This window comes from Microbulbifer sp. YPW1, from assembly GCF_013367775.1.
Lineage (GTDB): Bacteria > Pseudomonadota > Gammaproteobacteria > Pseudomonadales > Cellvibrionaceae > Microbulbifer.
Window position 1 is genome coordinate 4277293 of record NZ_CP055157.1, and the last position, 26317, is coordinate 4303609.

General features: G+C 57.9%; 24 protein-coding genes and 3 tRNA genes. 7 read left to right on the forward strand and 20 right to left on the reverse strand.

Features of this window, described 5'->3' with window-relative positions:
* Positions 1–90: 90 nt before the first annotated feature.
* The 5 genes from rplT to HUW35_RS17395 form a co-directional block, all read right to left on the reverse strand.
* Positions 91–450: a 50S ribosomal protein L20 gene (gene rplT, locus HUW35_RS17375; protein ID WP_010131381.1), complete on the reverse strand. Its 360-nt coding sequence runs from the start codon at positions 448–450 to the stop codon at positions 91–93.
* 36 nt (positions 451–486) lie between these two features.
* Positions 487–681, reverse strand: a complete 195-nt coding sequence (rpmI, locus tag HUW35_RS17380; RefSeq protein WP_010131383.1) for a 50S ribosomal protein L35 — start codon at positions 679–681, stop codon at positions 487–489.
* Between the two features lie 141 nt (positions 682–822).
* Positions 823–1350 (reverse strand): translation initiation factor IF-3, encoded by a 528-nt coding sequence (infC, locus tag HUW35_RS17385; RefSeq protein ID WP_078086019.1) that lies wholly within the window; start codon positions 1348–1350, stop codon positions 823–825.
* 55 nt (positions 1351–1405) lie between these two features.
* Positions 1406–3352 (reverse strand): threonine--tRNA ligase, encoded by a 1947-nt coding sequence (gene thrS / locus HUW35_RS17390; protein WP_181253480.1) that lies wholly within the window; start codon positions 3350–3352, stop codon positions 1406–1408.
* A gap of 131 nt (positions 3353–3483) precedes the next feature.
* Positions 3484–3560 (reverse strand) — tRNA-Val (locus HUW35_RS17395).
* 443 nt (positions 3561–4003) lie between these two features.
* Between HUW35_RS17395 and HUW35_RS17400 the strand changes: the two genes are divergently transcribed.
* The 5 genes from HUW35_RS17400 (at position 4004) to HUW35_RS17420 (ending at position 9197) form a co-directional block, all read left to right on the forward strand.
* Complete coding sequence (locus HUW35_RS17400) at positions 4004–4996, forward strand: DMT family transporter (RefSeq protein ID WP_066965008.1); 993 nt, start codon at positions 4004–4006, stop codon at positions 4994–4996.
* 236 nt (positions 4997–5232) lie between these two features.
* Positions 5233–6666 carry a circularly permuted type 2 ATP-grasp protein gene (locus tag HUW35_RS17405; protein WP_181253481.1) on the forward strand — a complete coding sequence of 478 codons (1434 nt, stop codon included), beginning with the start codon at positions 5233–5235 and terminating at the stop codon, positions 6664–6666.
* Positions 6660–7595, forward strand: coding sequence for an alpha-E domain-containing protein (locus tag HUW35_RS17410; protein WP_181253482.1), 936 nt, complete (start codon positions 6660–6662; stop codon positions 7593–7595). The genes HUW35_RS17405 and HUW35_RS17410 overlap by 7 nt, the downstream gene beginning before the upstream one ends.
* A complete protein-coding gene (locus tag HUW35_RS17415; RefSeq protein ID WP_181253483.1) occupies positions 7592–8419 on the forward strand; it encodes a transglutaminase family protein in 828 nt (275 codons plus the stop codon). Before HUW35_RS17410 ends, HUW35_RS17415 begins: the two co-directional genes overlap by 4 nt.
* 67 nt (positions 8420–8486) lie before the next feature.
* On the forward strand, positions 8487–9197 hold the full coding sequence (locus tag HUW35_RS17420) for a peptidase (RefSeq protein ID WP_181253484.1): 711 nt from the start codon (positions 8487–8489) through the stop codon (positions 9195–9197).
* 54 nt (positions 9198–9251) lie between these two features.
* On the opposite strand, the gene HUW35_RS17425 is transcribed toward HUW35_RS17420, so the two are convergent.
* The 6 genes from HUW35_RS17425 to uvrB form a co-directional block, all read right to left on the reverse strand.
* On the reverse strand, positions 9252–10574 hold the full coding sequence (locus tag HUW35_RS17425; RefSeq protein ID WP_181253485.1) for an ABC transporter permease: 1323 nt from the start codon (positions 10572–10574) through the stop codon (positions 9252–9254).
* On the reverse strand, positions 10571–11794 hold the full coding sequence (locus tag HUW35_RS17430; protein WP_181253486.1) for an efflux RND transporter periplasmic adaptor subunit: 1224 nt from the start codon (positions 11792–11794) through the stop codon (positions 10571–10573). The genes HUW35_RS17425 and HUW35_RS17430 overlap by 4 nt, the downstream gene beginning before the upstream one ends.
* Positions 11791–12807: an HlyD family secretion protein gene (locus HUW35_RS17435; RefSeq protein WP_181253487.1), complete on the reverse strand. Its 1017-nt coding sequence runs from the start codon at positions 12805–12807 to the stop codon at positions 11791–11793. Before HUW35_RS17435 ends, HUW35_RS17430 begins: the two co-directional genes overlap by 4 nt.
* Positions 12804–13760 (reverse strand): HlyD family secretion protein, encoded by a 957-nt coding sequence (locus HUW35_RS17440; RefSeq protein WP_181253488.1) that lies wholly within the window; start codon positions 13758–13760, stop codon positions 12804–12806. The genes HUW35_RS17435 and HUW35_RS17440 overlap by 4 nt, the downstream gene beginning before the upstream one ends.
* Entirely contained in the window at positions 13748–14431 is a 684-nt protein-coding gene (locus HUW35_RS17445; RefSeq protein ID WP_181253489.1) for an ABC transporter ATP-binding protein, read from the reverse strand. The genes HUW35_RS17440 and HUW35_RS17445 overlap by 13 nt, the downstream gene beginning before the upstream one ends.
* Before the next feature lie 103 nt (positions 14432–14534).
* The gene (gene uvrB, locus HUW35_RS17450; RefSeq protein WP_181253490.1) at positions 14535–16544 is read right to left on the reverse strand and encodes an excinuclease ABC subunit UvrB; all 2010 of its coding nucleotides are present in this window, start codon (positions 16542–16544) and stop codon (positions 14535–14537) included.
* 238 nt (positions 16545–16782) lie between these two features.
* Between uvrB and HUW35_RS17455 the strand changes: the two genes are divergently transcribed.
* Positions 16783–16858, forward strand: a tRNA-Asn gene (locus HUW35_RS17455).
* 94 nt (positions 16859–16952) lie between these two features.
* Positions 16953–17028 (forward strand) — tRNA-Asn (locus HUW35_RS17460).
* Between the two features lie 150 nt (positions 17029–17178).
* Here the strand turns inward: HUW35_RS17460 and HUW35_RS17465 are convergent.
* From HUW35_RS17465 to rpsA, 9 genes are all read right to left on the reverse strand, one after another.
* A complete protein-coding gene (locus tag HUW35_RS17465) occupies positions 17179–19182 on the reverse strand; it encodes a nucleoside-diphosphate sugar epimerase/dehydratase (protein WP_255463364.1) in 2004 nt (667 codons plus the stop codon).
* A gap of 80 nt (positions 19183–19262) precedes the next feature.
* Positions 19263–20156, reverse strand: coding sequence for a glycosyltransferase family 4 protein (locus HUW35_RS17470; RefSeq protein ID WP_181253491.1), 894 nt, complete (start codon positions 20154–20156; stop codon positions 19263–19265).
* Positions 20156–21088, reverse strand: a complete 933-nt coding sequence (locus HUW35_RS17475) for an NAD-dependent epimerase/dehydratase family protein (protein WP_181253492.1) — start codon at positions 21086–21088, stop codon at positions 20156–20158. Before HUW35_RS17475 ends, HUW35_RS17470 begins: the two co-directional genes overlap by 1 nt.
* Before the next feature lie 99 nt (positions 21089–21187).
* Positions 21188–21490: a ComEA family DNA-binding protein gene (locus HUW35_RS17480; RefSeq protein WP_181253493.1), complete on the reverse strand. Its 303-nt coding sequence runs from the start codon at positions 21488–21490 to the stop codon at positions 21188–21190.
* Between the two features lie 189 nt (positions 21491–21679).
* Entirely contained in the window at positions 21680–22396 is a 717-nt protein-coding gene (gene pyrF, locus HUW35_RS17485) for an orotidine-5'-phosphate decarboxylase (RefSeq protein ID WP_181253494.1), read from the reverse strand.
* Positions 22397–22450: 54 nt separating this feature from the next.
* On the reverse strand, positions 22451–23641 hold the full coding sequence (gene lapB / locus HUW35_RS17490; protein WP_181253495.1) for a lipopolysaccharide assembly protein LapB: 1191 nt from the start codon (positions 23639–23641) through the stop codon (positions 22451–22453).
* A 1-nt stretch (position 23642) separates the two neighbouring features.
* The gene (locus tag HUW35_RS17495) at positions 23643–23870 is read right to left on the reverse strand and encodes a LapA family protein (RefSeq protein ID WP_255463365.1); all 228 of its coding nucleotides are present in this window, start codon (positions 23868–23870) and stop codon (positions 23643–23645) included.
* A 157-nt stretch (positions 23871–24027) separates the two neighbouring features.
* Positions 24028–24336, reverse strand: a complete 309-nt coding sequence (gene ihfB, locus HUW35_RS17500; protein WP_181253496.1) for an integration host factor subunit beta — start codon at positions 24334–24336, stop codon at positions 24028–24030.
* A 140-nt stretch (positions 24337–24476) separates the two neighbouring features.
* Entirely contained in the window at positions 24477–26156 is a 1680-nt protein-coding gene (gene rpsA, locus HUW35_RS17505) for a 30S ribosomal protein S1 (protein WP_078086000.1), read from the reverse strand.
* Positions 26157–26317: the final 161 nt, after the last annotated feature.

Sequence of the window (26317 nt, forward strand, 5' to 3'; positions counted from 1 at the left end):
GATAAAAAAATAGGGAAGAGCCAAACAGCCCTTCCCTATTCTTAAAGCACAAATCCGCCCTTGCGGGCCGATTTATTCTGCAGGCGCTAATTAAGCTGCCAGGGCTGCCTTGGCTTTTTCAACTACGGCAGCAAAAGCGGCTTTATCGTATACCGCCAGATCAGCCAGAACACGGCGATCCAGAGCGATATCCGCCTTTTTCAGGCCGGCAATCAGTCGGCTGTAGCTCAGGCCTTCAGCGCGGGACTGGGCGTTGATACGCGTGATCCACAGAGCGCGGAAGTTACGCTTCTTAACGCGACGGTCGCGGTAAGCGTACTGACCAGCTTTGATGACTGCCTGCTTGGCTACGCGGAATACGCGAGAACGCGCACCGTAATAACCTTTAGCCTGCTTCAGAATTTTCTTGTGACTACGACGCGCCACTACACCACGTTTTACACGGGCCATATCAATATCCTCTTAAAACTTTGCGTGTGCAGCCAATTACTTGGCGCGCAACATACGATCGACCAGGGTGGCATCAGACTTGTTCAAAGTGTTGGTGCCGCGCAGCTGACGCTTACGCTTGGTGGTCATCTTGGTGAGGATGTGGCTCTTGTTAGCGTGCTTGTGCTTGTAGCCCGAAGCGGTCTTCTTGAAGCGCTTGGCAGCGCCAGAATGTACTTTTGCTTTCGGCATTTTGTACTCCAAAGTGAATAATGGCCCATAAATGGGCTTTGTTAATAGGCCACAGGCCTGGGCCTGCGACTGTGCGGGAGTGAGAAGGCAGCCGTCGCCCGATCACTTCCCGAAAAGAAGGTGCAGGGTTACCCCTGCGCCTTACTTTTTCTTTTTACTGGGCGCGATGACCATGATCATCTGACGGCCTTCCATTTTTGGCCGCTGCTCCACAGTACCCAGCTCCTCGAGATCTTTCTCGATGCGCTGCATCATTTCCATCCCCAGCTCCTGGTGGGCCATTTCACGGCCGCGGAAGCGCAGGGATACCTTCGCCTTGTCCCCGGCTTCCAGGAAGCGGGTCAGGTTGCGCAGCTTGATCTGGTAGTCGCCGATATCGGTACCGGGACGGAACTTCATTTCCTTGATCTGCTGCTGCTTTTGTTTCTTTTTAGCCGCATTTTTGGCCTTTTTGGCCTCAAAAATGTGCTTCCCGTAGTCCATGATCTTACAGACTATGGGATCGGAGTCCGAGGCAATTTCAACGAGATCCAGGCTGGCTTTCTGCGCTTCTTCCAGCGCCTCTTCCAGAGAAACAATACCTACCTGTTCACCATCCGCACCAATCAGTCGCAGTTGCGACGCCTCGATCTGATCATTGATACGGGCCTTCTTGGACTTTCCTTTCATATCTCGTTTAATAACACTCGTCTCCGATGATTTATAAAAATGTCTATGAGATGGCTCAGGCGTCAGCGCTCTCGTTAGCACTCTCAATAGACGAACGGCCGCGGCGATCCACATCTTGGCTGAGGAGCTCAAGGAATGACTCGTAAGTCATGGTTCCGAGGTCCTCACCGCTACGTGTCCGCACGGCGACCGTCTGATTTTCCACTTCCTTATCGCCGATCACCAGCAAATAAGGAACACGCTGAAGCGTGTGCTCGCGGATTTTAAAGCCGATCTTCTCGTTTCTCAAGTCAGCTGCAGCACGGAAGCCTTCGGCCCCCAGCTTGGACTCGAGATCACGACAGTAATCGGCCTGTCGGTCAGTGATATTCAGCACTGCCACCTGCTGGGGAGCCAGCCAGGTCGGGAAGGCCCCTTCGTAGTTCTCGATCAGGATACCGATAAAGCGCTCGAAGGACCCGAGGGTCGCGCGGTGCAGCATCACCGGGGTCTGACGGGAACCATCTTCCGCCACATACTGGGCGTCCAGGCGGCCCGGCATGGAGAAGTCCACCTGAATGGTACCGCACTGCCATACACGGCCGAGGCAGTCCTTCAGGGAGAATTCGATCTTGGGCCCGTAGAAGGCGCCCTCACCCGGCAGCTCTTCCCACGGCAGGTCCGCTGCATTCAGCGCGTCTGCCAGTGCTTTTTCTGCCTTGTCCCAGCTTTCGTCGGAACCGACGCGCTGTTCCGGACGGGTGGAAAGACGGTAGATCACCTCTTCGAAGCCGAAGTCTTTATAGACCGCGTGCAGCAGGTCCATGAATTCGGATACTTCGGACTGGATCTGATCTTCGGTACAGAAGATATGGCCATCGTCCTGCACAAAGCCGCGCACGCGCATCAGGCCGTGCAGGGAACCGGAAGGCTCACTGCGGTGACAGGAGCCGAACTCCGCCAGACGCAGGGGCAGATCGCGGTAGCTGCGCAGGCCCTGGTTGAACACCTGTACGTGACAGGGGCAGTTCATGGGCTTGATGGCAAACTGACGCTCTTCGCTGGTCAGGGTGAACATGTCGTCGCCGAACTTGTCGGCGTGACCGGATTTCTGCCACAGGGAGAAGTCCACCAGCTGCGGGGTCTTGATCTCTTTATAGCCGCGCTCGCGCTGGCGCTCGCGCATGTACTGCTCAACGGTGCTGTACACGGTCCAGCCGTTCGGGTGCCAGAACACCATGCCCGGCGCTTCTTCCTGAATATGGAACAGGTCGAACTTCTTCGCCAGCTTGCGGTGATCGCGCTTCTCTGCCTCGGCGATGCGGTGCAGGTACGCCTTGAGTTCTTTCTTGTTGGACCAGGCGGTACCGTAAACACGGGTCAGCATTTCGTTGTTGGCATCGCCGCGCCAGTAGGCACCGGCCACTTTGGTCAGCTTGAACGCCTTCAACTTGCCGGTAGACGGCACGTGCGGACCGCGACACAGGTCTTCGAAGTCGCCCTGACGGTACAGGGAGATATCTTCATTGGTGGGAATACTGGCGATAATCTCCGCCTTGTATTCCTCGCCCAGTTCGCGGAAATACTTGACCGCGTCATCCCGCGGCAGCAGACGACGACTGACCGGAATATCTTCCTTGGCCAGCTCTTCCATACGCTTTTCGATCTTCTCGAGATCTTCCGGCGTAAACTGACGCTCGTAAGCGAAGTCGTAGTAGAAGCCGTCTTCGATCACCGGGCCAATAGTGACCTGGGCACCGGGGTACAGCTGCTTGACGGCTTGGGCCAGCAGGTGCGCGGTGGAGTGACGGATAATTTCCAGCCCTTCCGGCTGGCGATCGGTCACGATGGCGAGTTCCGCGTCGTGATCGATAACAAAACTGGTATCCACTTCCTTACCGTCGACCACACCCGCCAGGGCAGCTTTTGCCAGGCCGGGACCAATATCATTGGCAACGTCGAATACGGATACGGAATCGGAAAATTCGCGACGGGAACCGTCAGGGAGGGTGACAACAGGCATTGCACTTCCTTATCTATCAGTGGCGATCCCTACGAAAGACCGCATGACTTATGGTGATGGCGGGCTGGAAGCCCGAAGCGAGTCAAATCAGCCTAGCAGAACTAGCGCATTAGAGGAGACTCACGGGAAATTGGTAGACCCGAGCAGATTTGAACTGCTGACCTCTGCCATGTCAAGGCAGCGCTCTAACCAACTGAGCTACGGGTCTAAAGACTGGCAGACTGGGAACATTCAATAAGACAGGCCCCGCTGCAGAGGACGCGAACTTTAGCACCAGCTTTTGGCCATTTCAACACGCTTTGAAGAAATTATTTTCCCGCCATTTCCCTCTGGTGAGAGCATCCCTCCAGAGCAGGTAATAAGGGCGAAGTTTCTTGCGCCGCAATTACCCGCTTCAGCGGGTACCGAGTAGACCGACCGTCCACCCTTATGGCTTAATGTGGCTTCTCCCGGAATGAACCGCAGGCGATTCATGCTCTCCCAAATGGCAGTCAAAACAGTCTGGCTAAAGCTACGCACTCATCGCGTCGGCCTGCTGTCACCTGCCTGAATTTCACCAGTCACGAACGACAACAGCCGCGCCGCAAGGCCCAGGTTGTTCGTCAAACCCTCCGGCCTTAAGGCGCCAATCAAGTAGTAAGGCACAAGGCCATGGAAAATACCCAATCCTCCACGAACACTAACGGCTTCCTGCTCGCCCTCGGCGCAGCTGCCCTCTTCTCCATCAAAGCCATCTTTATCAAGCTGGCCTACCGCCACGGCGTGGACGTGGAGACATTCATCCTGCTGCGTATGGCACTGGCGCTGCCGTTTTACGTGGCAATCCTTATGTTGCTGAAGCGACAGCAGGCGTGGCGCCCGGTCAGCCGCCGCAATCTCCTGCTCACGGTGATCCTGGGGCTCTGTAGCTATTACCTGGCGAGCTATCTCGACCTGCAGGGATTGCGCTACATCAGCGCCAACTTTGAGCGCCTGATCATCTACCTCTACCCCACTCTGGTGCTGTTCCTGGGCTGGTGTTTTCTGGGTAAGCGGATATCCATCCCGCAGCTGCTGTGCATCCTGGGCGCCTACGCGGGCATTTTGCTGATCTACTGGCAGGACCAGAATTTCAGCACCGGCGCCCTGCCCCCGACCTGGGTCAACCTGGATGCAATCAGCTGGGGCGCGCTGCTGACCTTCGGCAGCGCACTGAGCTTTTCCATCTATGTGGCATTCAGTGAGGGTGTGATCCGCCAGCTCGGCAGCCGTCAATTTACCGCGCTGGCGATGATGGTAGCGAGTGCGGCAATCGCATTGCACTTTGCGGTACAGGCCGACTGGGGCCGGCTCCATCAGCCGTGGCCGGTCTATGGCTACGCGCTGACGGTCGCCTTCGTGTGCACGGTCGTGCCGTCACTGATGATGAGTGCAGCCATCCAACAGATCGGCTCGGCCAGCACCGGCGCAATCGGCACCTCCGGCCCGGTAATCACCCTGATTGCGGCGGCACTGGTATTGGGTGAACCCTTCTCCGTTTACCATTTTGCGGGCATGGCGATCATTCTCGGCAGCCTGCTGGCGATGAAAAAGGTCAATGGGATAAAGACCGTACCGGTGACGACGGCGGAAATACCGCAAAAACCGGAAGTCCAGTCCCGCTAGCCCAGTACCGCCTGCGCCTTATTCATCCCCTCTATGGGGCACCGCGACGCAACTCCGCGCGCGGTCGCCCCATTTCCGCCCGCTCTCCCGGCCAAATTCCGAATATTCCCCAGGCTCCTCATCGGCACACCCCAGTTTTGGGCAAAGCCGCGCCCCGCTCTGGCTCACAGGCACTGGCACGGTGCTTGCAAATTTATGGGAGCAAATTAACAAAAAAATAAAACGGGGACCCATGGATGACGGCAATTGAACAACCTGCACCCCACCTCTACGATGAGATGCTGTGTAGCGACGGCGTTCACGAGCACTACCGGGCCTACCTGCAGTGGCTTGAGAACACGCCGGACGCCACCCTGGAACAGAAACGCCGCGAGGCCGATACCCTGTTCCGACGATTCGGCATCACCTTCAATGTCTACGGGGAAGAAGAAGGTACGGAACGCCTGATCCCCTTCGACCTGATCCCCCGCATCATTCCCGCCTCCGAGTGGACCCACCTTGAGCTCGGGCTGCGCCAGCGGGTTACCGCCCTGAATCGCTTTCTGCACGATATTTACCACGATCAGGAAATTCTCCGCGCGGGCATCATTCCCGCCGACCAGGTTCTGACCAACCAGCAGTTCCAGGTGGCAATGCTCGGCGTCGACCTGCCCGGGCACAATTACATCCCCATCACCGGCGTCGACCTGATTCGCGACAACAATGGCGAGTACTTTGTACTGGAGGACAACCTGCGCACCCCGTCCGGCGTTTCCTACATGCTGGAGAACCGCAAGATGATGATGCGCCTGTTCCCGGAACTGTTTCTGGCACAAAGCGTGGCACCGGTAGAACACTACCCCAACCTGCTGCTGGAAACCCTGCAGGGTGCCAGCGATGCAGACAACCCTTGCGTGGTGGTACTCACCCCGGGGCGTTACAACAGCGCCTTTTTCGAGCACGCCTTTCTCGCGCAGCAGATGGGCGTCCCCCTGGTGGAGGGCGCCGACCTGTTCGTGCGCAACGGCTGTGTTTACATGCGCACCACTACCGGCCCGCGTCAGGTGCACGTGATTTACCGCCGCATCGACGATGCGTTTCTCGATCCACTGGCCTTCGACCCCAGCTCCATGCTCGGCGTACCGGGACTGCTCACCGCCTACCGCGACGGCAATGTCATTCTCGCCAATGCCCTGGGTACCGGCGTCGCCGATGACAAATCCATTTACCCCTACGTGCCGGACATGATCCGTTTTTACCTGGACGAGGAACCCATTCTCAACAATGTGCCGACCTGTGTATGCCGCAAGGAAGAGGATCTGGCCTATGTGCTGGAGCACTTGGAGGAACTGGTGGTGAAGGAAGTGCATGGCGCCGGCGGCTACGGCATGCTGATCGGCCCCAAGGCAGACCGAGAGGAACTGGACACCTTCCGCCAGCTGCTGCGCAACAACCCGGCCAATTACATCGCGCAACCGACCCTGTGCCTGTCCACCTGCCCGACCATGGTGAACGAGGGAATCGCACCGCGACATATCGACCTGAGGCCATTTGTGTTGAGCGGCAATGAAATAAAACTGGTGCCCGGCGGCCTCACCCGGGTGGCCCTGCGCGAGGGCTCCCTGGTGGTCAACTCTTCCCAGGGCGGCGGCACCAAAGACACCTGGGTACTGGAGGGCGCCCCATGCTGAGCCGCACCGCAAACAGTATTTACTGGATGGCCCGCAGCCTGGAACGGGCAGAAAACCTCACCCGCCTGCTGGATGTCAGCCACAACATGTCGCTGATGCCGAATTCCAAGGGCGGCCAACAGGAACTGCTGGCGCCGCTGACCATCACCGGCCGCCTGGATCAGTTCCGCGAAACCTATCCGCAGTTGAACGCCGAAGCACTGCTGGAATTCTTCCTGTACGACGAAAGCAATGACGGCTCCATATTCAGCAGCATTCGATCCGCCCGCGACAACGCCCACAGCGTGCGCGACAAACTTTCCTCAGAGGCCTGGGAAAGTATCAATGCAACCTGGCTGGAGCTGCGCCACCGCCGCCAGCGCGGCATCAACCACGAGGGGGTGAAAAGCCTGATCGACTGGATCAAGCAGCGCTCACATGAATTCCGCGGCGCCGCCTACGGCACCATGCTGCATAACAATGTCTTCCACTTCATGCGCCTGGGGACCTTTATCGAACGGGCGGACAATACCGCGCGTATCCTGCGGGTAAAACTCGAGGTGATGGAATCGCAGCACAACAGCAATCACGCTATCGACTTCTACCAGTGGAATGCCCTGCTACAGAGCCTCGGTGCCTACGAGGCCTACCACGATAAATACACCGGCGGACTCACCACCCGCAATGTTACCGAGCTGCTGATTCTCTCCGCGGAACTGCCGCGCTCCCTGCGCTACTGCATTGGTGCGCTGATGAGCCAGCTGATTGCCATCGAGGGGGACCAGGGCCAGGCAGCCAAACGCCTGTGCGCGGAACTGCATGCACGCCTGGAGTATGGCGAGGTGGACTTCATCATCCGCTTCGGGCTGAACGACTACCTGAACGACCTGCTGCGGCGTATTCACGCCATCGGCGACGAGATTCACCGCAGTTACTGGGAGGGCGCATGAAGCTCAGCATTGACCATGTCACCGACTTCACCTACGACACCGAAGTCACCCACAGTATCCAGTACCTGCGACTGACACCCCAGGCCTCTGCCGGACAGCAAATCCTGCAATGGCACCTGGACGCACCGGGCAGTGTGCACCGCACCCTGGACACTTACGGCAATATTCTGCACGTATGCACCGTGGAGCAGCCGCACCAGGGCATCACCATTCGCGCCCAGGGCACCGCGGAGATCGGTGAAGACGAGCAACCCGAACGTGAAAACCGGATACCCCCGGAGGTTTTTTTGCGCACCTCCCCGCTCACCGAACCCAGCGATGCGATGCGGGAATTCGCACGGGGCTTTCGCCCGGCAAGCGCGCAGGCGCAAGCGGGCCGGCACCAGCTGATTGAATTGATGTCTGCGCTGCTGGAGCGCATCCCCTACCGCAGCGGTATGACCCATGCCGAAAGCAGCGCGGCCGACGCCTTCGCCCAGGGGTTTGGGGTATGCCAGGATCACAGCCATATTTTTATCGCCTGCTGTCGCTGGCTGGGCATTCCCGCGCGCTATGTCAGTGGCTATGTGCACGCCGGAGACGACCAGCATATTGCCAGCCACGCCTGGGCCGAGGCGTGGGTGGAAGACGCCTGGTACAGCTTTGATGTGAGCAACGGGCTTTCGACCACCAACCACCACCTGAAACTGGCCCACGGCATCGATTACCTGGATGCGTCTCCGGTACGCGGGATTCGCTGGGGTGGCGGCGCGGAAAGCATGCGCGCCTATGCCCTGGTAGACCAGGTGGATCGCCGCACAATGGAAGAGCAGGCGCAGCAGTGAGCAGACTCATGACAAGTTCCCCGGCTGGTGCTACCTTTCCTGCGCACAACACGCGCACAGGATTGCCATGACGTACTGTATTGCCATGCGATTGAACGAGGGGCTGGTGTTTGCCTCAGACACCCGCACCAACGCCGGTGTCGACCAGGTTGCCAGCTTTCGCAAAATGCACCTTTTCCAGCAGTCGGGGGAACGCTGCTTTACCCTGCTCACCTCCGGCAACCTCGCTACGTCCCAGAACCTGATCAGCCGCCTGCAGATCCAGATTGAAGAGAATGAGGAGCACAACCTGTTTACCGTCGGCAGCCTGTTTCGCGCCGCGGAACTCATCGGCGAACAGGTGAAGTCGATCATTTCCCACAATGCCCAGGGACAGCAGAATGCCGGCGTGGACTTTGGCAGCCACATCCTGTTCGGCGGGCAGATTCGCGGCGAGGCGCCACGCCTGTTCCATATCTACCCCGAGGGCAACTTCATCGAGGCCACCGAAGATACCCCCTACCTGCAGATTGGCGAGAGCAAATACGGCAAACCCATCCTGGACCGGATCATCCACTACGATACCGGCCTGAACCAGGCGGTAAAATGCGCCCTGATTTCCTTCGACTCGACTATGCACTCGAATTTATCGGTGGGTATGCCGCTGGATATTGCCGTGTATCGCAATGACGCGCTGGAACTCAGCATGGAGCGGATCGAAGCGGACGATGATTACTTCAACCGCCTGCGACAGTCATGGAGTGCCGGCATCAAACTGCTGTTTGACGATATGCCGTGACTGCAGGCCGAACCAGAACGCGCAGGCGCTTGCGCCTGCCGTCCAGTCGGATTCTCAATCACTCTGCAGCGCATCGATAGGGTTGAGGCGCGAAGCCTTGATTGCCGGATACACCCCGAACAGCAGGCCGATGGCCGCACATACGCTGAATGACAGCAGTATCCCGCTCAGCGACCAGGACACGGCCCAGCCCGCATAGAGCGCAATCACTTCCGACAGCAACACGCCGAACAGAATACCCAGCAAGCCGCCGAGAATGGCAATGGTGAAGCTTTCAATCAGGTACTGACTGCGGATATCCCGCCGCGTTGCACCTACGGCGCGCAGCAGGCCAATTTCGCTGGTGCGCTCTAGTACCGTGGCGAGCATGATATTCATGATGCCGATGCCCCCGACCAACAAAGAAATGCCGGCAACACAGGACATCACGATATTGAAAATGGCCTGGGTTTCCATCTTCTGTGCCATCAGTGCCGCCGGTACCACCATGGTGAAATCCTTGACGCTGTTGTGACGACGATTGAGCAGGTGGGCAATGGCCCGCGCCGCCTCACCGGCATCGGTGCCGTCCACCAGCCTGAATTTCAATTCGGTCACTTCCGCGGCGAGCGGCTCACTGGGGAAGCGCTGCATCGCGGCGGACAGGGGGATAAATACCTGATCCTGCTCCGCGCCGAGACGCACCCCCTCAAACTCAGAACCTGCCACAAACGGCGAGTCGAGCACGCCGACGACGGTAAACCAGAGCTGATTGATCTTGATCCGCTCCCCCAGCGCAGAGCGCCCGGGGAACAGTTGCCGCGCTACCGACTCCCCCAGCACCGCCACCTGGGCGAAATACTGCTCATCTTCGGGCTCAATCAAGCGACCGGCAGCGAGTTCAAACGGAGACATACGGAAATACGCGGGACTGACACCGGTAGCTGCGGCCTCGCTTTTTCCAAAACGGCTATAAAGAGCGTAGGTTTCCAGGGATTTCTGGGCCGCGAAGGCCTCGACAAAATTCAGGGTAGCCAGCACCGCCTCGCCGTCGCGCAGGCTGAGACCCGCGGACTGCTTGCGCTGTTCGAACAGCTCCTCCTTCTCCAGCTCCGGCCCCTGCACAATCAGGTTGTTGAGGCCCATTGTCTCGATCATGCGCAGGGCTTCGCGCTCGGCGCCCTTGCCGATATTGAGCATGGCGATCACCGCACCGACGCCAAAGATCATGCCCAGCAGAGTCAACAGGGTACGCAGCTTGTGCTGGGAAAGTTCTGCCAACGCTTCACGAAAACTGGTCAGCAGCGCACCGCGGCCACGGGACAGTTTGAACAGTGCAACAAACTGCGCAAACCGGGAACTGCCAAACGCTCCTACCGCGTTGTCTTGCGCGCTCATGTATCTGCCTCCTGCGACATCCGGCCTGCCGGAGATACCTCGTAGAGGGAAATCCGCTCACCGGGCTCGAGGCCTTCGGTGATTTCAATGTGCGTGGGGGTCACCTGCCCTGTAGTGACATTGCGACGCTGGAAGCGCCCATCGCGGTAGAGATAGACAAAGGCACCCGCACCATCCCGGAACAGGCTCTGCGCCGGGATTTCCAGGCGCGGACTGGCATCCACCACCTGAATCTGCGCACGCACGTCGCGATCGAGTTTGAATTGCCGGGGAAACTGCTCATCAAACGCCGCCACTACCTGATAGTACTTTTGAGGATTGCCCCGCTCGATGGTCGAGGGCGCCGCGCTGACAGTTTTCACTTTGGCGGCGAAGCGCTTTGCGGGATCCGTCTCGAACCACACGCTCACCGCCTGCCCTTCCGCAAGACCAATCGCCTCGCGCTCTGCTACCTGCAGCTTTGCCTGCATCACGCTGGTATCCGGCAGGTCGGCAACCTTGTGCCCCGGCCAAACTTGACCGCCCACCTTGGGTTTGTCCCCGCGCCAGTTGGCGGCATAGGTCAAGATGCCATCGTGGGGCGCCACAATTTCCAGCTCTGACAGCCCCTCCTGCAAACGCCCTATCTGCGCGCTGTGCTTTTGTTGTGCCACTGCGAGCACGGCCAGCTCGCCCTCGGCACCGGTCGCGAAGCGCTCGCTTTTCCAGTCCAGGTAATCCAGTTTCGATTGCAGGTAGCGGGTATCCAGCTGCTCTTCCAGGATCTCCAAGCGCGACTTGAGTCGGTCATCGTCCACGGAAAAACGCTCGGCAAAGCCCTTCTCGACCGCCACCTGGTCAATATCCGCGAGAATCGCCACCTGCTCGGTATCCAGCAGGCCACGCTTTTCCCGCAGGTCTTCTTCTGCCTGGGTCAACTCACTTTTCGCGTAGCTCTGGCGTCGACGCATCGACTCGCCATCAAAACGGGCGATCACATCGCCCTTTTTCACCAGCGAATACTCCGGCGCAAGCCAGGCAATAAATTTCGGCGGCCCCGATGATGGTGCCTGAATGGCGGTGGCGGACTCCGCCTGCAGTTCACCCCGCGCCGGCACCAGCCCTACCCTTTCGACGTACTGAACTTCGAAAAGCAGCGGTTCCGACTGCTTTTCTGCGCAGGCGCCAAGCAGCGTGGACAGACACAAAAGCAGGATACTTAACGAGGATTTTGACTTCACAGCACCTCCTCCGCCGACGCCAGCTTTTTCCCCGCGGGATCGCCAAGGGACAGGGATGCCGTCATGCCGGGTTTCAACGACGAGCCTCCAGTTTCCTCAAGCCCCACCAGCAGATCGACTACCCGGCGCCGGTCACCTGTGGCGCGGTCGCGCACCACCCTTCCAAGCTCCAGAATCTCGCCGCGCAAGGTAACCGCTTCCGCACCATCGATGGCCACGGCTACGTCCGTACCGATACTCAGGTATGCCTTGTCTACCTCATCGGCCTGCGCGCGTACCCGCATCTGACTGAGATCAGAGATCTGCAGCACCGGCTGACCAAATCGCACCGATTCACCCGCGGAGGGCTTTTCCCCCTTCCAGTTGGCGACGTACTGCACCAGGCCCGAGATAGACGCTTTAACCTTGAGCTTTTCCACTTCAGACTCGAGCACCGCCACCTCCCCTTCGGAGCGCGCGACCTTATGCCTGGCCATGGAGATACGCAGCTCACCCGTGCGCTTGTGCATTTCCGCGAGCTTGCGCGCCAGGGTCAGGTCGTTGCGGGCAATTTCAAAATCAATTGCGGCTTTTTCCCGTTCGATTCTCGACATGGACTGATCGAGGATCTTGGCTCGGCGCTCCGCCTTTTCGAATTCCGCGCGCTTTTCCTCGATCGCCAGAATATCGTCTTTTGCGGTCTGCTTTTCCTTGAGTAGGGTATTGTTGAGCTCACTGCGCCACTGCTTGAGCTCGGACTTCTTTTCGATCAGCCGCTCGCGCACCGCCTTGTCATCGAACGCGACCACAACCTCACCCTCTGCTACTTGACTGTTTTCGGGCACCATGCGCTTGATGCTGTACTGCCACATGCGGTCGATCGCTGGTGGCGCCACCATGACCGAGCGCGCCGATTCCAGCTCTCCTGCAATCGGCAGTATCGACGTGCGCGCCGACCGATGCGCTGTTTCCGTGATTTCCTCGCCACAACAGGCGGTGAGCAGTAAGGTGAGTAACGCGGCCATCTTTCTCATTGGGCTGCCCCCGCAAATTCAATGCGCGCACCCATGCCCGGCAGTAGTTCAACCTCTGGCATTTCGATGAATTTGAATACCAGGCGATAATAAAGTCCCGGCCCCAACTGCTGTCGTTTTTGCGGCTGCGTAGAAACTTCGGCAAGCCGTGTGGGAATACGGCGTTCCAGATAAGCATCAAATACCAGCTCGGCTTCCTGCCCGCTTTGTACCCGGCCTGCGTCCACCTCATGCAGCCAGGCTTCAACGTACAGGTCGCTCAGGGAAGGGATTTCCGCAATCAACCAACCCGGTTGGGCCGTCATCCCCACAAATACCCGCTCACCGGTCCAGGGATGTTTGCCGTACAGAACCGGACCAGAGCGCTCGGCACGCAGGGACATGGACGCAAGCTGTGCGCGCTTGTGCTCGAGCCGGGTCTGCGAAGTGGCAATTTTGGCCCGCTGCTTTGTCGCCGCCACTTCGCGGGTCAGCTCAGCCTGCGCCAACTCCTTGCGCGCCTTGCGCACCGCGGACTCGGCTTCCTTCTTGGCCACCTGGTAGGACTCGAACTCGTAGGCACTCAGGTACTGCTCGGGTACCGCGGCATCGATAGCGGCCTTTTTCAGCAATAACTCCGCGCGCTTGAGAGCAAACTTTTTTTCCAGCACATCCTGCTCGAACTTACTGTCGTCTTTCTTCAGCTTTTCCTCTGCGGTTTCCAGGGCCACCATTTCCGAATCGATTTCCCCCTGAATGGTCGCGCCATCAAACACGGCGACAATCTCGCCGGGCTTTGCCACCTGCCCCTCTGGCATCAACCACTGCACCTCCACCCGCCAGTTATCGGTCATGGGCGACATAAACGACTGGCTTTCTTCCGCCCGCAACTCTCCGCTTAGCAGCAGCGGCGCTTGCAGGGCCACCACCGGGTTTGCCGCGAACAGCAGTACAAGCAGCGCTATACGGTACATTTTGAATCCTCCACCACTTCGCCGTCGCTCATCCGGATTATGCGCTGTGCGCGGCTGGCCACTTCCTGCTCGTGGGTCACCATCACAATGGTCTGGCCTTCGCTGTGCAGGGCGCAAAGCAGTTCGAGAATTTCTTCGGAGGTTTTGCTGTCGAGGTTGCCGGTGGGTTCGTCGGCAAAAATGACCTTGGGACGATTGATCAGCGCCCGTGCGATGGCCACACGCTGACGCTGGCCACCGGACATTTCAAAGGGACGATGGTCAATACGGTGGCCGAGCCCCACCCGGGTAAGCATTTCGGCGGCGCGTATACCGGCATCCTCAGAGCCACTGGCATCGGCAAATCGCAGCGGCAACATGACATTCTGCTGAGCGGTAAGACGCGGTAACAGGTGGAAAGTCTGGAAGATAAAGCCGATATGGCGATTGCGGATGGCGGAGAGGGATTCGTCGTCGAAACTGGAAACTTCGCGGCCGTCGAGCCAGTACTGGCCGGCTGTCTGCTGATCCAGACAGCCCAGGATATTCATCAGGGTCGACTTGCCGGACCCGGACGAACCCATCACTGCGACAAATTCATTCTTTTCAATATGCAGGGAAACATCGCGCAGCGCCGTCACTTTGGCATCGCCGTCGCCATACTCCCTGCGCAACCCTTTTATTCTTATCACGCGCCAATCCATTGTCAGCCAGCTAGCCGGCTTATGTAATACGATATCTACATATACCGTTGCAGGTTACCGAATACCCCCTGGCAGCGCAATCAGTCCCCGACTACTGCTGCTCCTTGAGCTGGGTGATCTCATCGCGCAGTTTCGCCGCAGCTTCAAACTCGAGATTCTTGGCGTGCTGGTACATCTGCTCTTCCAGCTCTTCGATCCTGGCCCAGCGCTGCTGATCAGTGAGCGGCTTCTGGTCGGCTTTATAGGCTCCGCCTTTCTCCGCCACTTTGCGACGGCCACGGCCCGGAACGCCCGGTGCGATGGCGCCCTCCATAATATCGGCAACGCTTTTAAAGATACCTTTCGGGGTAATGCCGTGCTCCTTGTTGTGCTCCAGCTGCTTTTCCCGACGACGCTGGGTTTCATCCAGCGCCCGCTGCATGGAATCCGTAATCTTGTCCGCGTAAAGGATTGCCCTGCCCTCGAGGTTACGGGCGGCGCGACCAATGGTCTGAATCAGGGAGCGGTCCGAGCGCAGGAAACCTTCCTTGTCGGCATCGAAAATGGCAACCAGGGAGACCTCGGGCATATCCAGGCCCTCCCGCAACAGGTTGATCCCCACCAGCACATCGAACTCACCAATACGCAGGTCGCGGATGATCTCCACCCGTTCCACAGTATCGATATCCGAGTGCAGGTAGCGCACGCGTACGCCGTTGTCGCTCAGGTACTCGGTCAGATCCTCTGCCATGCGCTTGGTCAACACGGTAATCAGCACGCGCTGCCCCGCATCCACACACCGATGGATCTCGGACAGCGTATCGTCCACCTGTGTGGCCGCCGGGCGCACTTCCACTATCGGATCTACCAGGCCGGTGGGGCGCACCACCTGCTCAACCACGGCACCGGCGTGCTCCGCCTCGTATTTGCCCGGCGTCGCGGATACAAAGATCGTCTGTGGCGACAGGTTCTCCCACTCCTCAAACTTCAGCGGGCGATTATCCAGTGCCGACGGCAGACGGAACCCGTACTCCACCAGGGTCTCTTTGCGCGAGCGGTCGCCGCGGTACATACCGCCGATCTGCGGCACGGTCACGTGACTCTCATCGATGATCAGCAAGGCATCGTGCGGCAGGTAATCGAACAGCGTGGGCGGTGGCTGCCCCACGTCGCGTCCGGAGAGATAGCGCGAATAGTTTTCCACCCCGTTGCAGTAGCCCAGCTCCTGCATCATCTCCAGGTCGTAACGGGTGCGCTGCTCCAGGCGCTGCGCTTCCAGCAGTTTGTTGTTGTCGCGCAGCTGTTCGAGGCGCTCCTTGAGCTCGTCCTTGATCTGGTCGATGGCCTTGACGATGGTTTCCCGTGGCGTCACATAGTGGGACTTGGGGAAAATCGTGATCCGCGGCACCTTGTGTAGCACCTCCCCGGTGAGCGGGTCGAACAGGGTGATCTCTTCTATTTCCTCATCGAACAGGGACAGGCGCACCGCCTCCATATCCGAATCGGCGGGGTAAATATCGATAATGTCCCCGCGTACCCGGTAGGTCGCACGGCGGAAATCGGCATCGTTGCGGGTGTACTGCAGCTCTGCCAGGCGGCGCAGGATCGTGCGCTGATCGACGATATCGCCGCGGTCCAGGTGCAGCACCATTTTCAGGTATTTGTCCGGATCGCCGAGACCATAGATGGCGGACACCGTCGCCACCACGATCACATCCTTGCGCTCGATCAGCGCCTTGGTGGCGGACAGACGCATCTGCTCGATGTGCTCGTTGACCGAGGCATCCTTCTCGATGAAGGTATCCGACGACGGCACATAGGCTTCCGGCTGGTAGTAGTCGTAGTAGGAAACAAAGTACTCCACGGCGTTACGCGGGAAGAACTCCTTGAGCTCGCCGTAGAGCTGCGCCGCGAGGGTCTTGTTGTGGGCCATGACAATGGCGGGCCGCTGCACCTGGGCAATGACATTGGCCATGGTGAAGGTCTTGCCCGACCCGGTCACACCCAGCAGGGTCTGGTGAGCGAGACCGTCGCCGATGCCTTCTACCAGCGCCTCGATTGCGGCTGGCTGGTCACCGGCCGGCTCGTACTTGCTCACCACTTCAAATGGTCGCGATTCCATATACCCTACTCACTCATAAGCTCTGCACGCGCGGCGCGCGCATCCAAGAAGGAAATTGTAGGCGGATGACCACCACGGCGACAAATCTCACCACCTCAGTCACACGCATCGGCGAGAAAATAAACACTGCAAAATCAAAGAGTTATTTTTAAATAAAGGGGTTGACCTACTCTGGGGTGCTCTATAAGATACGCGCCATCTGACCGGGACGACATTTTCCGGACCGATCAGACACAGTTCCGCCTTAGCTCAGTTGGTAGAGCAAATGACTGTTAATCATTGGGTCGCTGGTTCGAGCCCAGCAGGCGGAGCCAAATTCAAAAACCCCGCAGCCGGCAATGGCTACGGGGTTTTTATTTAGAGCTATGCTCTATCGGGAGCCCCAACCAACAGGCCCCACCCCAAAATTCCGCCTTAGCTCAGTTGGTAGAGCAAATGACTGTTAATCATTGGGTCGCTGGTTCGAGCCCAGCAGGCGGAGCCAAATAAAGAAACCCCGCACCTGAAAAGGTCGCGGGGTTTTTTATTGCCCGATTTTCTTGCACGGCGGGTTTGCCGCCAAAAAATAAAAAACCCCGCGCAAAACGCAGGGTTTCCATGAGCCTCCCAGGTCTATCACCCGGGCATCCAGGGCTTACACTTCAGGCATTTCCCCAGTCAAACGACGCACTCGGCTGCGGCCACCGGTGGGCAACTGCTTCACTTCCGCACCGCGCTCTGTTGCAACCGTTGGCAGACCCTGCGCTGCAGCCGTGGCAATGGACTGGTTCCAGACCACGTCGATCAGCTCCTGTTTCGGCGCATAGTCTTTCACCGCCTCAACCAGGATGCGATGGACACTTTCCGCGTCCTGACGGGCGCAGGCTTCACGCAACTCACCAATAAACAACTGCAACTGCTCACTGGACAAGCGCTCTTCTTCTGCTCGCATGATCATCGGATGATCGGTGCCCGCAACCTTGTCTCCCAGCAACAACTCTTCGTAGAGTTTTTCCCCGGGGCGCAATCCGGTGATCTGGATTTCGATGTCCCCATCCGGATTGGCCTCGTCGCGTACGGTGTGCCCCATAATCTGGATCAGGCGCCGGGCGATATCCAGGATGCGCACCGGCTCTCCCATATCGAGAACGAAAACCTCGCCCTTGCGCCCCATACTGCCCGCCTGCAGTACCAGCTGTGCGGCTTCCGGGATAGTCATAAAGAAACGGGTCACCTTGGGGTGGGTCACCGTTACCGGGCCACCGGCATTGATCTGGTCGGTAAACAGGGGAATAACCGAGCCCGAAGAGCCGAGCACATTACCAAAGCGCACCATGCACACCCGGGTGCGACCAAAGCGCCGCCCGAAATCCTGACAGATCAGTTCTGCCAGGCGCTTGGTTGCACCCATCACATTGGTGGGACGCACCGCCTTGTCGGTAGAAACCAGCACAAACTGCTCAACGCCTGAGGCCTCGGCAGCCTCCAGCACCGAAAGTGTGCCAAGGACATTGTTCTCGGCGCCCACTGCGACGTTCTGCTCTACCAGCGGCACATGCTTGTAGGCCGCTGCGTGATAAATCGTGTGAACTTTGAACGACTGGATAATCTCCGCCATCCGGATGCGATTGCGCACATCGCCCAACAGCGCTGTCACTTCTACCTGAAGATTTTCATCCAGCTGCTGCTGGCGCAGTTCCCGCTCGATCTGATAAAGGGAGAACTCCGAGGCCTCCAGCATGATGAGCTGCGCAGGGCCCCACTGGATGATCTGCCGACAGAGCTCAGAACCAATGGACCCCCCCGCCCCGGTCACCAGTACGATCTTGCCCGCAATGGAGGAGGACACCAGCTCTTTCTGGGGCTCCACTGGCGCACGGCCGAGGATGTTTTCGTAGATCTGGGAGACATCGGAGACGCGCCCAGCGCTGTCCACCAGCTCCTCCATCCCCGGAATCACTTTCACCACCACGCCCCGCTCTCGCAGACTGCGGGTGATTTCCCGGCGCCGGCGCTTGGGCACTCCGGGCATGGCGAGCAGTACCTCGGAAATATCCCGATCAGCAATGACTTCCAGAATATTGGCGGGACTGTATACGAGCACCCCGTCGATCAGGGTGTTTTGCTTGGAGGCATTGTCATCGAAGAAGGCGACGGTTTTGTACATCTCACCGTGGATCAGCCCCTTGTAGAGTTGAAGACCCGCGGTGCCGGCGCCGTAGATAGCCACCCGGTTTTTGTGGATTTCCAACGCCATCTGGTAATAGATACGCACCAGCCAGCGGGAGCCGCCTACGGTAATCAGCGCAAAACACCAGTAAATAACAGGAACTGAACGCGGCACACCCGCGTAGGTGAGGTAGGAAGCGACGGCGAGCACCACAGCAGAAGCGGTAACCCCCTGGAGCACAGCAACGATCGCCTGCTGCCCCATGTAGCGAATTACCGTGCGGTACAACCCCAGCCGCAGGAAGATGAAACTACTGGAGACGAGGGTCATCCCGAGGCACAGCGCCATTGCCGGCTCGGTAACCAGGCCGGCCCCATTGAACCGGATGGTCATCGCCAGCAGGAATGCCGCCGTCAACATCAGCAGATCGTATGACAGCATTAAAACTGGCTTGTAGTTTTTTTGCGCAGCCTTGTAAAAGCGCTTCACTATTCCCCCAATATGATCCGGTCCCGGATCAGAGCGATCCATTCCCTAAACAAGTACATCTCACCTTCCGATGGAATAATTCAAGCCACTCCAGATACTACCAGCAGCAACGCCACCATGGACGTGCAGAGCATCACGGACAACTCGATAAAAAGTGAAGTTTTTACCCCAAACCTCAAAGCCATTCGCTGGTACAGGTGTTGCCGGTGCGCTTCCCACCAGCGCTCCCTCTTCAACACCCGGACAATCAAGGTCACTGTCGCATCCAGCCAGAAGGGCAAAAATACCAACAGCGGCACCAGCCAGTGGAATACCCCCTGCTGCCAACCAGACACACCCACAGCGAATGCCGCCAGGCCAATTACCGTAGAGCCCGCATCCCCGAGGAAGATACGCGCCTTCGGCCAATTGTAGTACAGAAACGCGACACTACAGATGGCAATCAGAAGACAAATACCCGCCAGGGTCGTCGCACCCTGCAAAGCGCAGACGATGCCCAACGTGGCAAAGCCGATACCGGTCATGCTGCCCGCAAAACCGTCCATGCCGTCCATAAAGTTGTACAGGTTGATGCACCACACACCGGCAAAAATCAGAACAGGCCACAAAAGCCAGGGCTCGACTTGAGGCGCGAGTGAATACAATAGCAACGATACGGACAAAGTTTGCACAGCAAAGCGCAAACCGGCGCCTAACTGACGTAAATCGTCTACCAGTGACACTAAAAACAACAGGAGAAAAGCAAAAACGGTGCCAATAGAGAGCGTAATACCACTGACCACAATGCCGCAGGTGACACCGGCAATCAGTGCCCAGCCACCGGTACGCGGCACCGGCGTCTCATGCAGGGAGCGATGATTTGGCGTATCCAGCGCCAGGTTTCCCAGGCGGGCAAGCAGTACACGCAGAATACACGCGGTCACCACACAGGACACCAACAACGGGGCCAGCCAAACCTCCACTACCGCCCCCATTATTTACCCCTCAAGAATTGACTGTATCGCCCATCCGGCCGCCAGTTGAGCCGCGATTTTAGACGCTCAGCACTATAAAGCTCGCTCCTCGCCACTTCAAGGACGCCAACTTTAACTCCGAGAGTCGACAGAATCCGAAATGGCAGCAGCAGCAACCCGGCGAAAAGGCGATCACTTTTTACACTGCGCCCACTGGCTGCCGCACTGATGGCGGCGAGGTTGTAATACCGGGGCTCAGCGGCGATAAACACCTCACGATTACAACTGGAACCCGCCAGTATCACTATCGCGGACAGCAGATCTTCCAGCGCTACAAAGCTGCGGTATCCAGTCGCCGGCACCACGGGAACCAGCTTGCACCACCGCCTCAACCGGTTCCGCCACACGAACGCACGCTTGCGCGGGGTCGGCTGCCCTACCCCCGCATATCCGGAAAACTCGCCGTAAACAGCCGCCGGACGTAAAATATTCACTCGCATCTTGCAATGCCGGGCCAATAAGCCCTGCTCTGCGCGCCACTTACTCTGCCCATAGGGATCGGTGGCTGGCTGCCCGGCACTTTCTCCGGCAACCTCTCCTGCGGGCGCACACACCGCCTTGACACTGGAGAGGTATATAAACTGATCAGCCCCCGCCTTGTCAGCGAGGGACAGCAATGCGCATGGCAACTGACTGTTTAGCGTGTCCGCCAGTGCGGGGTTCTTACGGCAATCCCTTGCGGACGACATCCCGGCCGCATAGACCACGATATCCCCCGGCTGAAATACGCCGGCAAACGACTCCGCTGTAAACTCCCCGATCTGAAGGTGGCTACACCCCTGCGGACCGGCCGCACCACGAGATATGGAGAGCACCGCCTTGCCGTCCTCAACCAAGTAGCGGCACAAGGCCGAACCGATATATCCCGAACTGCCTATTACCACCCAGCGCATTATTACGTTTTCTACCTTTCTATATATTCCGGTTGAGCCCGGCTCGATCCAGTCCCACAAAAAAAGACAGCGCCTTATGGCGCTGTCTCGGCGAGATCATTACAGCTGGATCCGATCCTTGTTCTTCTCCAGCGTGGCAACCCCGATCCCCTTCACCTCCAGCAACTGCTCCATGCTGGCAAAGTTTCCGTTCGCCTCTCGGTACTCCACAATCAGCGCCGCTTTTGCCGGGCCGACGCCTTCAAGCACCTCGGACAGCTCCTCTGCGGAAGCCGTGTTCAGGTTGACCAGTGTCTGCACCTGCTCCTGTGATGCAACTTCTTCAGCGCTCACCATTGGCGCATTGGTGAGCAACAGGGCAACAGCAAAAATTGCAGCCAGCGGGATACGGAAAAATTTCATGGCAAAATCCTTTTTGGTTGTTTTGTGTTTACACTCCTTTTACTTCCGAGGGACGACAAACCTCCCCAAGGCACGCAAAACTCTACCATCTACAACCGGGATTTTTGAGCGAATCGCCATTACACGCTATTACAGCGCGGCACACCCGATCTCAAATTTGAACAGCCGTTCCAACCCGAGCCCCGGGCCTTACCGCTCCGATTTCTGAATTTCTTCCACGATCGCTGCCAGCGCTTCTGCCGGCTTGTCCGCCCCGGTAATCGGGCGGCCAATCACCAGATAATCAGAGCCATTTTTCAGCGCCTGTACCGGGGTCACGATACGCCGCTGATCACCTGCGTCAGAGCCCGCCGGACGAATACCGGGTGTCACCAGGGCAAAATCCGCTCCGCATTCAGATTTCAGCTTTTCGGCTTCCTGCGCGGAACACACCACGCCGTCCAGCCCACTTCCCTGCGCGAGCTTGGCCAGCGCAACCACCTGATCGGCGAGAGGACGGGTGACTCCAACCGGCGCCAGCTCATCTTCCGCGGTACTTGTCAGCACGGTGACCCCAATCAGCAGCGGGCGCTTGTCCCCCAGCGGTGCCAGAACTTCGGCAGCCGCGCGCATCATCCGTTCGCCGCCGCTGGCATGCACATTGACCATCCATACGCCCAGGTTCGCCGCCGCGCGTACCGCCGCGGCTACGGTATTGGGAATGTCGTGGAATTTCAGGTCCAGGAACACCTGAAACCCGGACTCCACCAGCTTGCGCACCAGGTCTGGCCCGGCAATAGTGAACAGCTCTTTGCCGACCTTTACCCGACACACCGAGGGATCAAGTTGCGCGGCCATCGCCAGTGCGGCTTCCGCATTGTCGTAATCCAGCGCCACGATCACCGGAGAGGAAACTGAGTCAGTCAATGAACACCTCAAAAGTCAAAAACAGGTTGAAGAGTGTGCGCTGCGGGCAGAAGGTCACTCGCCCTCAATACCCTTTACGGAGCGCACGCTATCCCAGCGTTTGCAGCTGGGGCAAAGCCAGTGCAGCTGGTTACCGGAAAAACCACAGTTATTACAGCGGTAATGAGGCCGGCTGGCGATAAGCTGGTCAATCAGGTTTTTCAGCAGGAACAGGTTTTCCCGGGCGCGGCCCTGGGTGCTATCCACGTGCAGGTTAAGAAAATGTCCCAGCCCGCGCAGAGATGGACGCAGCGCCAACTGTTTACCGATAAAAGCGGCCGCATCCGCCTCACTCCTTTGCTGATGTATGCGCTCGGTCAAAGCAATCAGCACACTGTTGGAGGGATGCTCTTTGAGTAATCTCTCCAGGTAATCCACGAGGCCAGACTCATCTCCCACCGCTTCATAGCTGGTAATCAGTAGCTCGAGGATTTCAGGAATATAGTCAGGATTCTGCTTCGGCACCCGCTCCAGCACCTTGATCGCGCTCTGTGGACGCCCCAGCAGGTATTCGAGACGCCCGAGCAACAGGTTCGCACGCACTGAATGGCGATCGTATCCCAGTGCCGCGTCGATATGCTTGCGCGCGCTCAGATAATCCTTTCCATTGATCGCTTCGTCCGCCAGCTCACAACAGAAATGTGCCTGTATCGGGGCCCACTCTTCAGGCAATTTTTTAAAACGGCGACTGTGCAACAGGTTGACCGCGTGGATGGCTTTGGCCCACTCCCGCTCATCGCGATATACCTCGACCAGATATTCCAAACTGGTGCTGCGCAACTCGGAAGATGTTTCCACCAGCTCCTGTAGCAGGCGCTCGGCACGATCCAACCATCCCGCGGCGATATAGTCCCGGGCCAACTCCAACTGGGCCTTTTGCTGACTGATACGATTCAGGCTCGGGCGGGCAAGAAGGTTCTGGTGTACGCGGATGGCCTGGTCGTGCTCGCCGCGCTTGCGCAGCAGATTGCCAAGGGCCAGATGGGTTTCGAAGGTAGCACTGCTGACTTCCAACGCATCGATAAACTTTTCGATGGCGTCGTTGTGGCGCTCACTGAGAAGGTAATTAAGGCCCTGCGCATAGGACTGCGCCAGCGCCTGGTGCTGATTGTTTTTAGCACCTTTCTTTTTGCCACTCTTGCGACCGAGATACCAGCCGATACCGATGGCGGCAAAAATGAAAATGAAAAACGTCAGGTCGCTCAACTCATTCTCCGGCAACCTGGCGTCGAACAGTATGCAGCTCGCGCTCAGTACGCAGTAACTGACGCTCCAGCGCCTTCACCCGGCGCCGCTCGGTCCAGTACGGCAACAGGCTGGCCAGGAAGCCCAGCAAGGCACCGATCAGCAAGAAGCCAATCAGCCAGAACCCCACGCTCCCCGGAAACAGGTCATATCCGGCGAATCTCGGGGTAATACTTTCCGGATTGTCCACGGCGAAATAAACGCCCAATGCTATACAGGCGAGAGCGAGTCCCCCAAACAGTAATCGAGATATCCAGCGCAGAAATGACAAATGAACCTCCGACTCCGGAAGGAGTGCAATATCTATAATCCGTTACAGTGTTAGCCCACTGCGATCAGCACGGCAATCAAGCGTTTTCATACTCGTCGCGCTGCATCTGCTGATTTACTCTGTCCCTGAGTTCTTTTCCCGGCTTGAAGTGAGGCACATACTTCCCGGCCAGTTCGACGGAATCCCCGGTTTTGGGGTTACGCCCGGTTCGCGGCGCGCGGTAATGCAGGGAAAAACTGCCAAATCCGCGTATTTCTATCCGCTCACCTTCCGCCAGCACACCCGACATGGTGTCCAGCATGACTTTGACCGCCAGCTCCACATCCTTTACCGGCAGCTGATCCAACCTCAGAGCTATCTTATCGATCAGTTCAGACTTGGTCATGCAGTCCGCAATCCTTTCTAAGTCATTGATTATTCTGGAATAGCGGCAATCATCTAATAGAAAGCCGGACTGGGCAACCCCAGTCCGGCTTTCGGATAGCTTCAACTCATTGAGCTGAGGCCATGAATAGCAAGGACCTATTAGTCTTTGTTATTCATCTGAGCCTTGATCAGGTCACCGATAGTCGCCGGCTGAACCTGCTCAGCCTGCTTCTTGCTGTGATCCTTGATCGCCTGCTTCTCGTCGTCCTGATCCTTGGCTTTGATGGAGAGGCTGATCACGCGGTTCTTACGATCCACGCTGGTGATCTTGGTCTCTACTTCTTCGCCTTCTTTCAGAGCGTTGCGGGCGTCTTCAACCTTGTCGCGGCTGATTTCGGAAGCGCGCAGAACGCCTTCAACTTCGTCCGCCAGGGTGATGATGGCTTGCTTGGCGTCCACTTCTTTGATGGTACCCATTACGATGCTGCCGCGATCGTTGTTGGTTACGTAATCAGAGAACGGATCGGATTCCAGCTGCTTGATACCCAGGGAGATACGCTCGCGGTCGGAGTCGATACCCAGGATAACGGTTTCCAGCTCGTCACCTTTCTTGAACTTGCGTACGGCTTCTTCGCCAGCTTCGTTCCAGGAGATGTCGGACAGGTGAACCAGACCGTCGATGCTGCCGTCCAGACCGATGAAGATACCGAAGTCGGTGATGGACTTGATCTTACCGGAGATCTTGTCGCCCTTAGCGAATTTACGCGCGAAGGCATCCCACGGGTTTTCTTGACACTGCTTGATACCCAGGGAAATACGACGACGCTCTTCGTCGATGTCCAGAATCATTACCTCGACCTCGTCGCCAACATTGACAACTTTGGACGGGTGAATGTTCTTGTTGGTCCAATCCATTTCGGAAACGTGTACCAGACCTTCCACACCTTCTTCCAGCTCTGCGAAGCAGCCGTAGTCGGTCAGGTTGGTTACAACAGCCTTCACGCGGCTGTTTTCCGGGTAACGCTGCTTGATGGAGACCCAAGGATCTTCGCCCAGCTGCTTCAGACCCAGGGATACGCGGCTGCGCTCGCGGTCGAACTTCAGGACTTTTACTTCGATCTCGTCGCCAACGTTCACGATCTCGCTCGGGTGCTTGATGCGCTTCCAAGCCATATCGGTGATGTGCAGCAGGCCGTCGATACCGCCCAGATCTACGAACGCGCCGTAGTCGGTCAGGTTCTTCACGATACCCTTGATCGCCATACCTTCTTGCAGGCTGGCCAGCAGTGCTTCGCGCTCTTCGCTGTTCGCTGCTTCCATTACCGCACGGCGGGAAACAACAACGTTGTTGCGCTTGGCATCCAGCTTGATCACTTTGAAGTCGAGCTCTTTGCCTTCCAGGTGCGCGGTGTCGCGAACCGGACGTACGTCTACCAGAGAGCCGGGCAGGAATGCGCGGATGTTGGCAACGTCAACAGTGAAGCCACCTTTAACCTTGCCGCTGATAACACCTTTAACCACTTCGTCTGCAGCGTGTGCAGCGTCGAGGATTTTCCAGGCTTCAGCGCGCTTGGCTTTTTCGCGGGACAGACGGGTTTCACCGAAGCCATCTTCAACGGCTTCCAGAGCTACCTGTACTTCGTCGCCGATCTGCAGATCGACTTCGCCTTTCTCGTTTTTGAACTGCTCTGCCGGAATAACACCTTCAGACTTCAGGCCCGCGTGTACGGTTACCCAGTCTTTATCGATGTCGATAACCATACCGGTCACGATAGCGCCAGGCGCCATCTCAACACTCTTCAAGCTCTCTTCAAATAACTCAGCAAAGTTCTCGGTCATTACTCATACCTATATGGGGCAGGCCCGGCCGGGGATGACTGTAAAAGGTAGTCAATCTTCAGCTCAGACCCCACCGCGCTGCCAGCACGCGGGTCGGATTACAACAGCGGCCGGGCGATTCTGGCTGATCCCGGCCGCTGTTGTTAAAAAACTGATTTTAG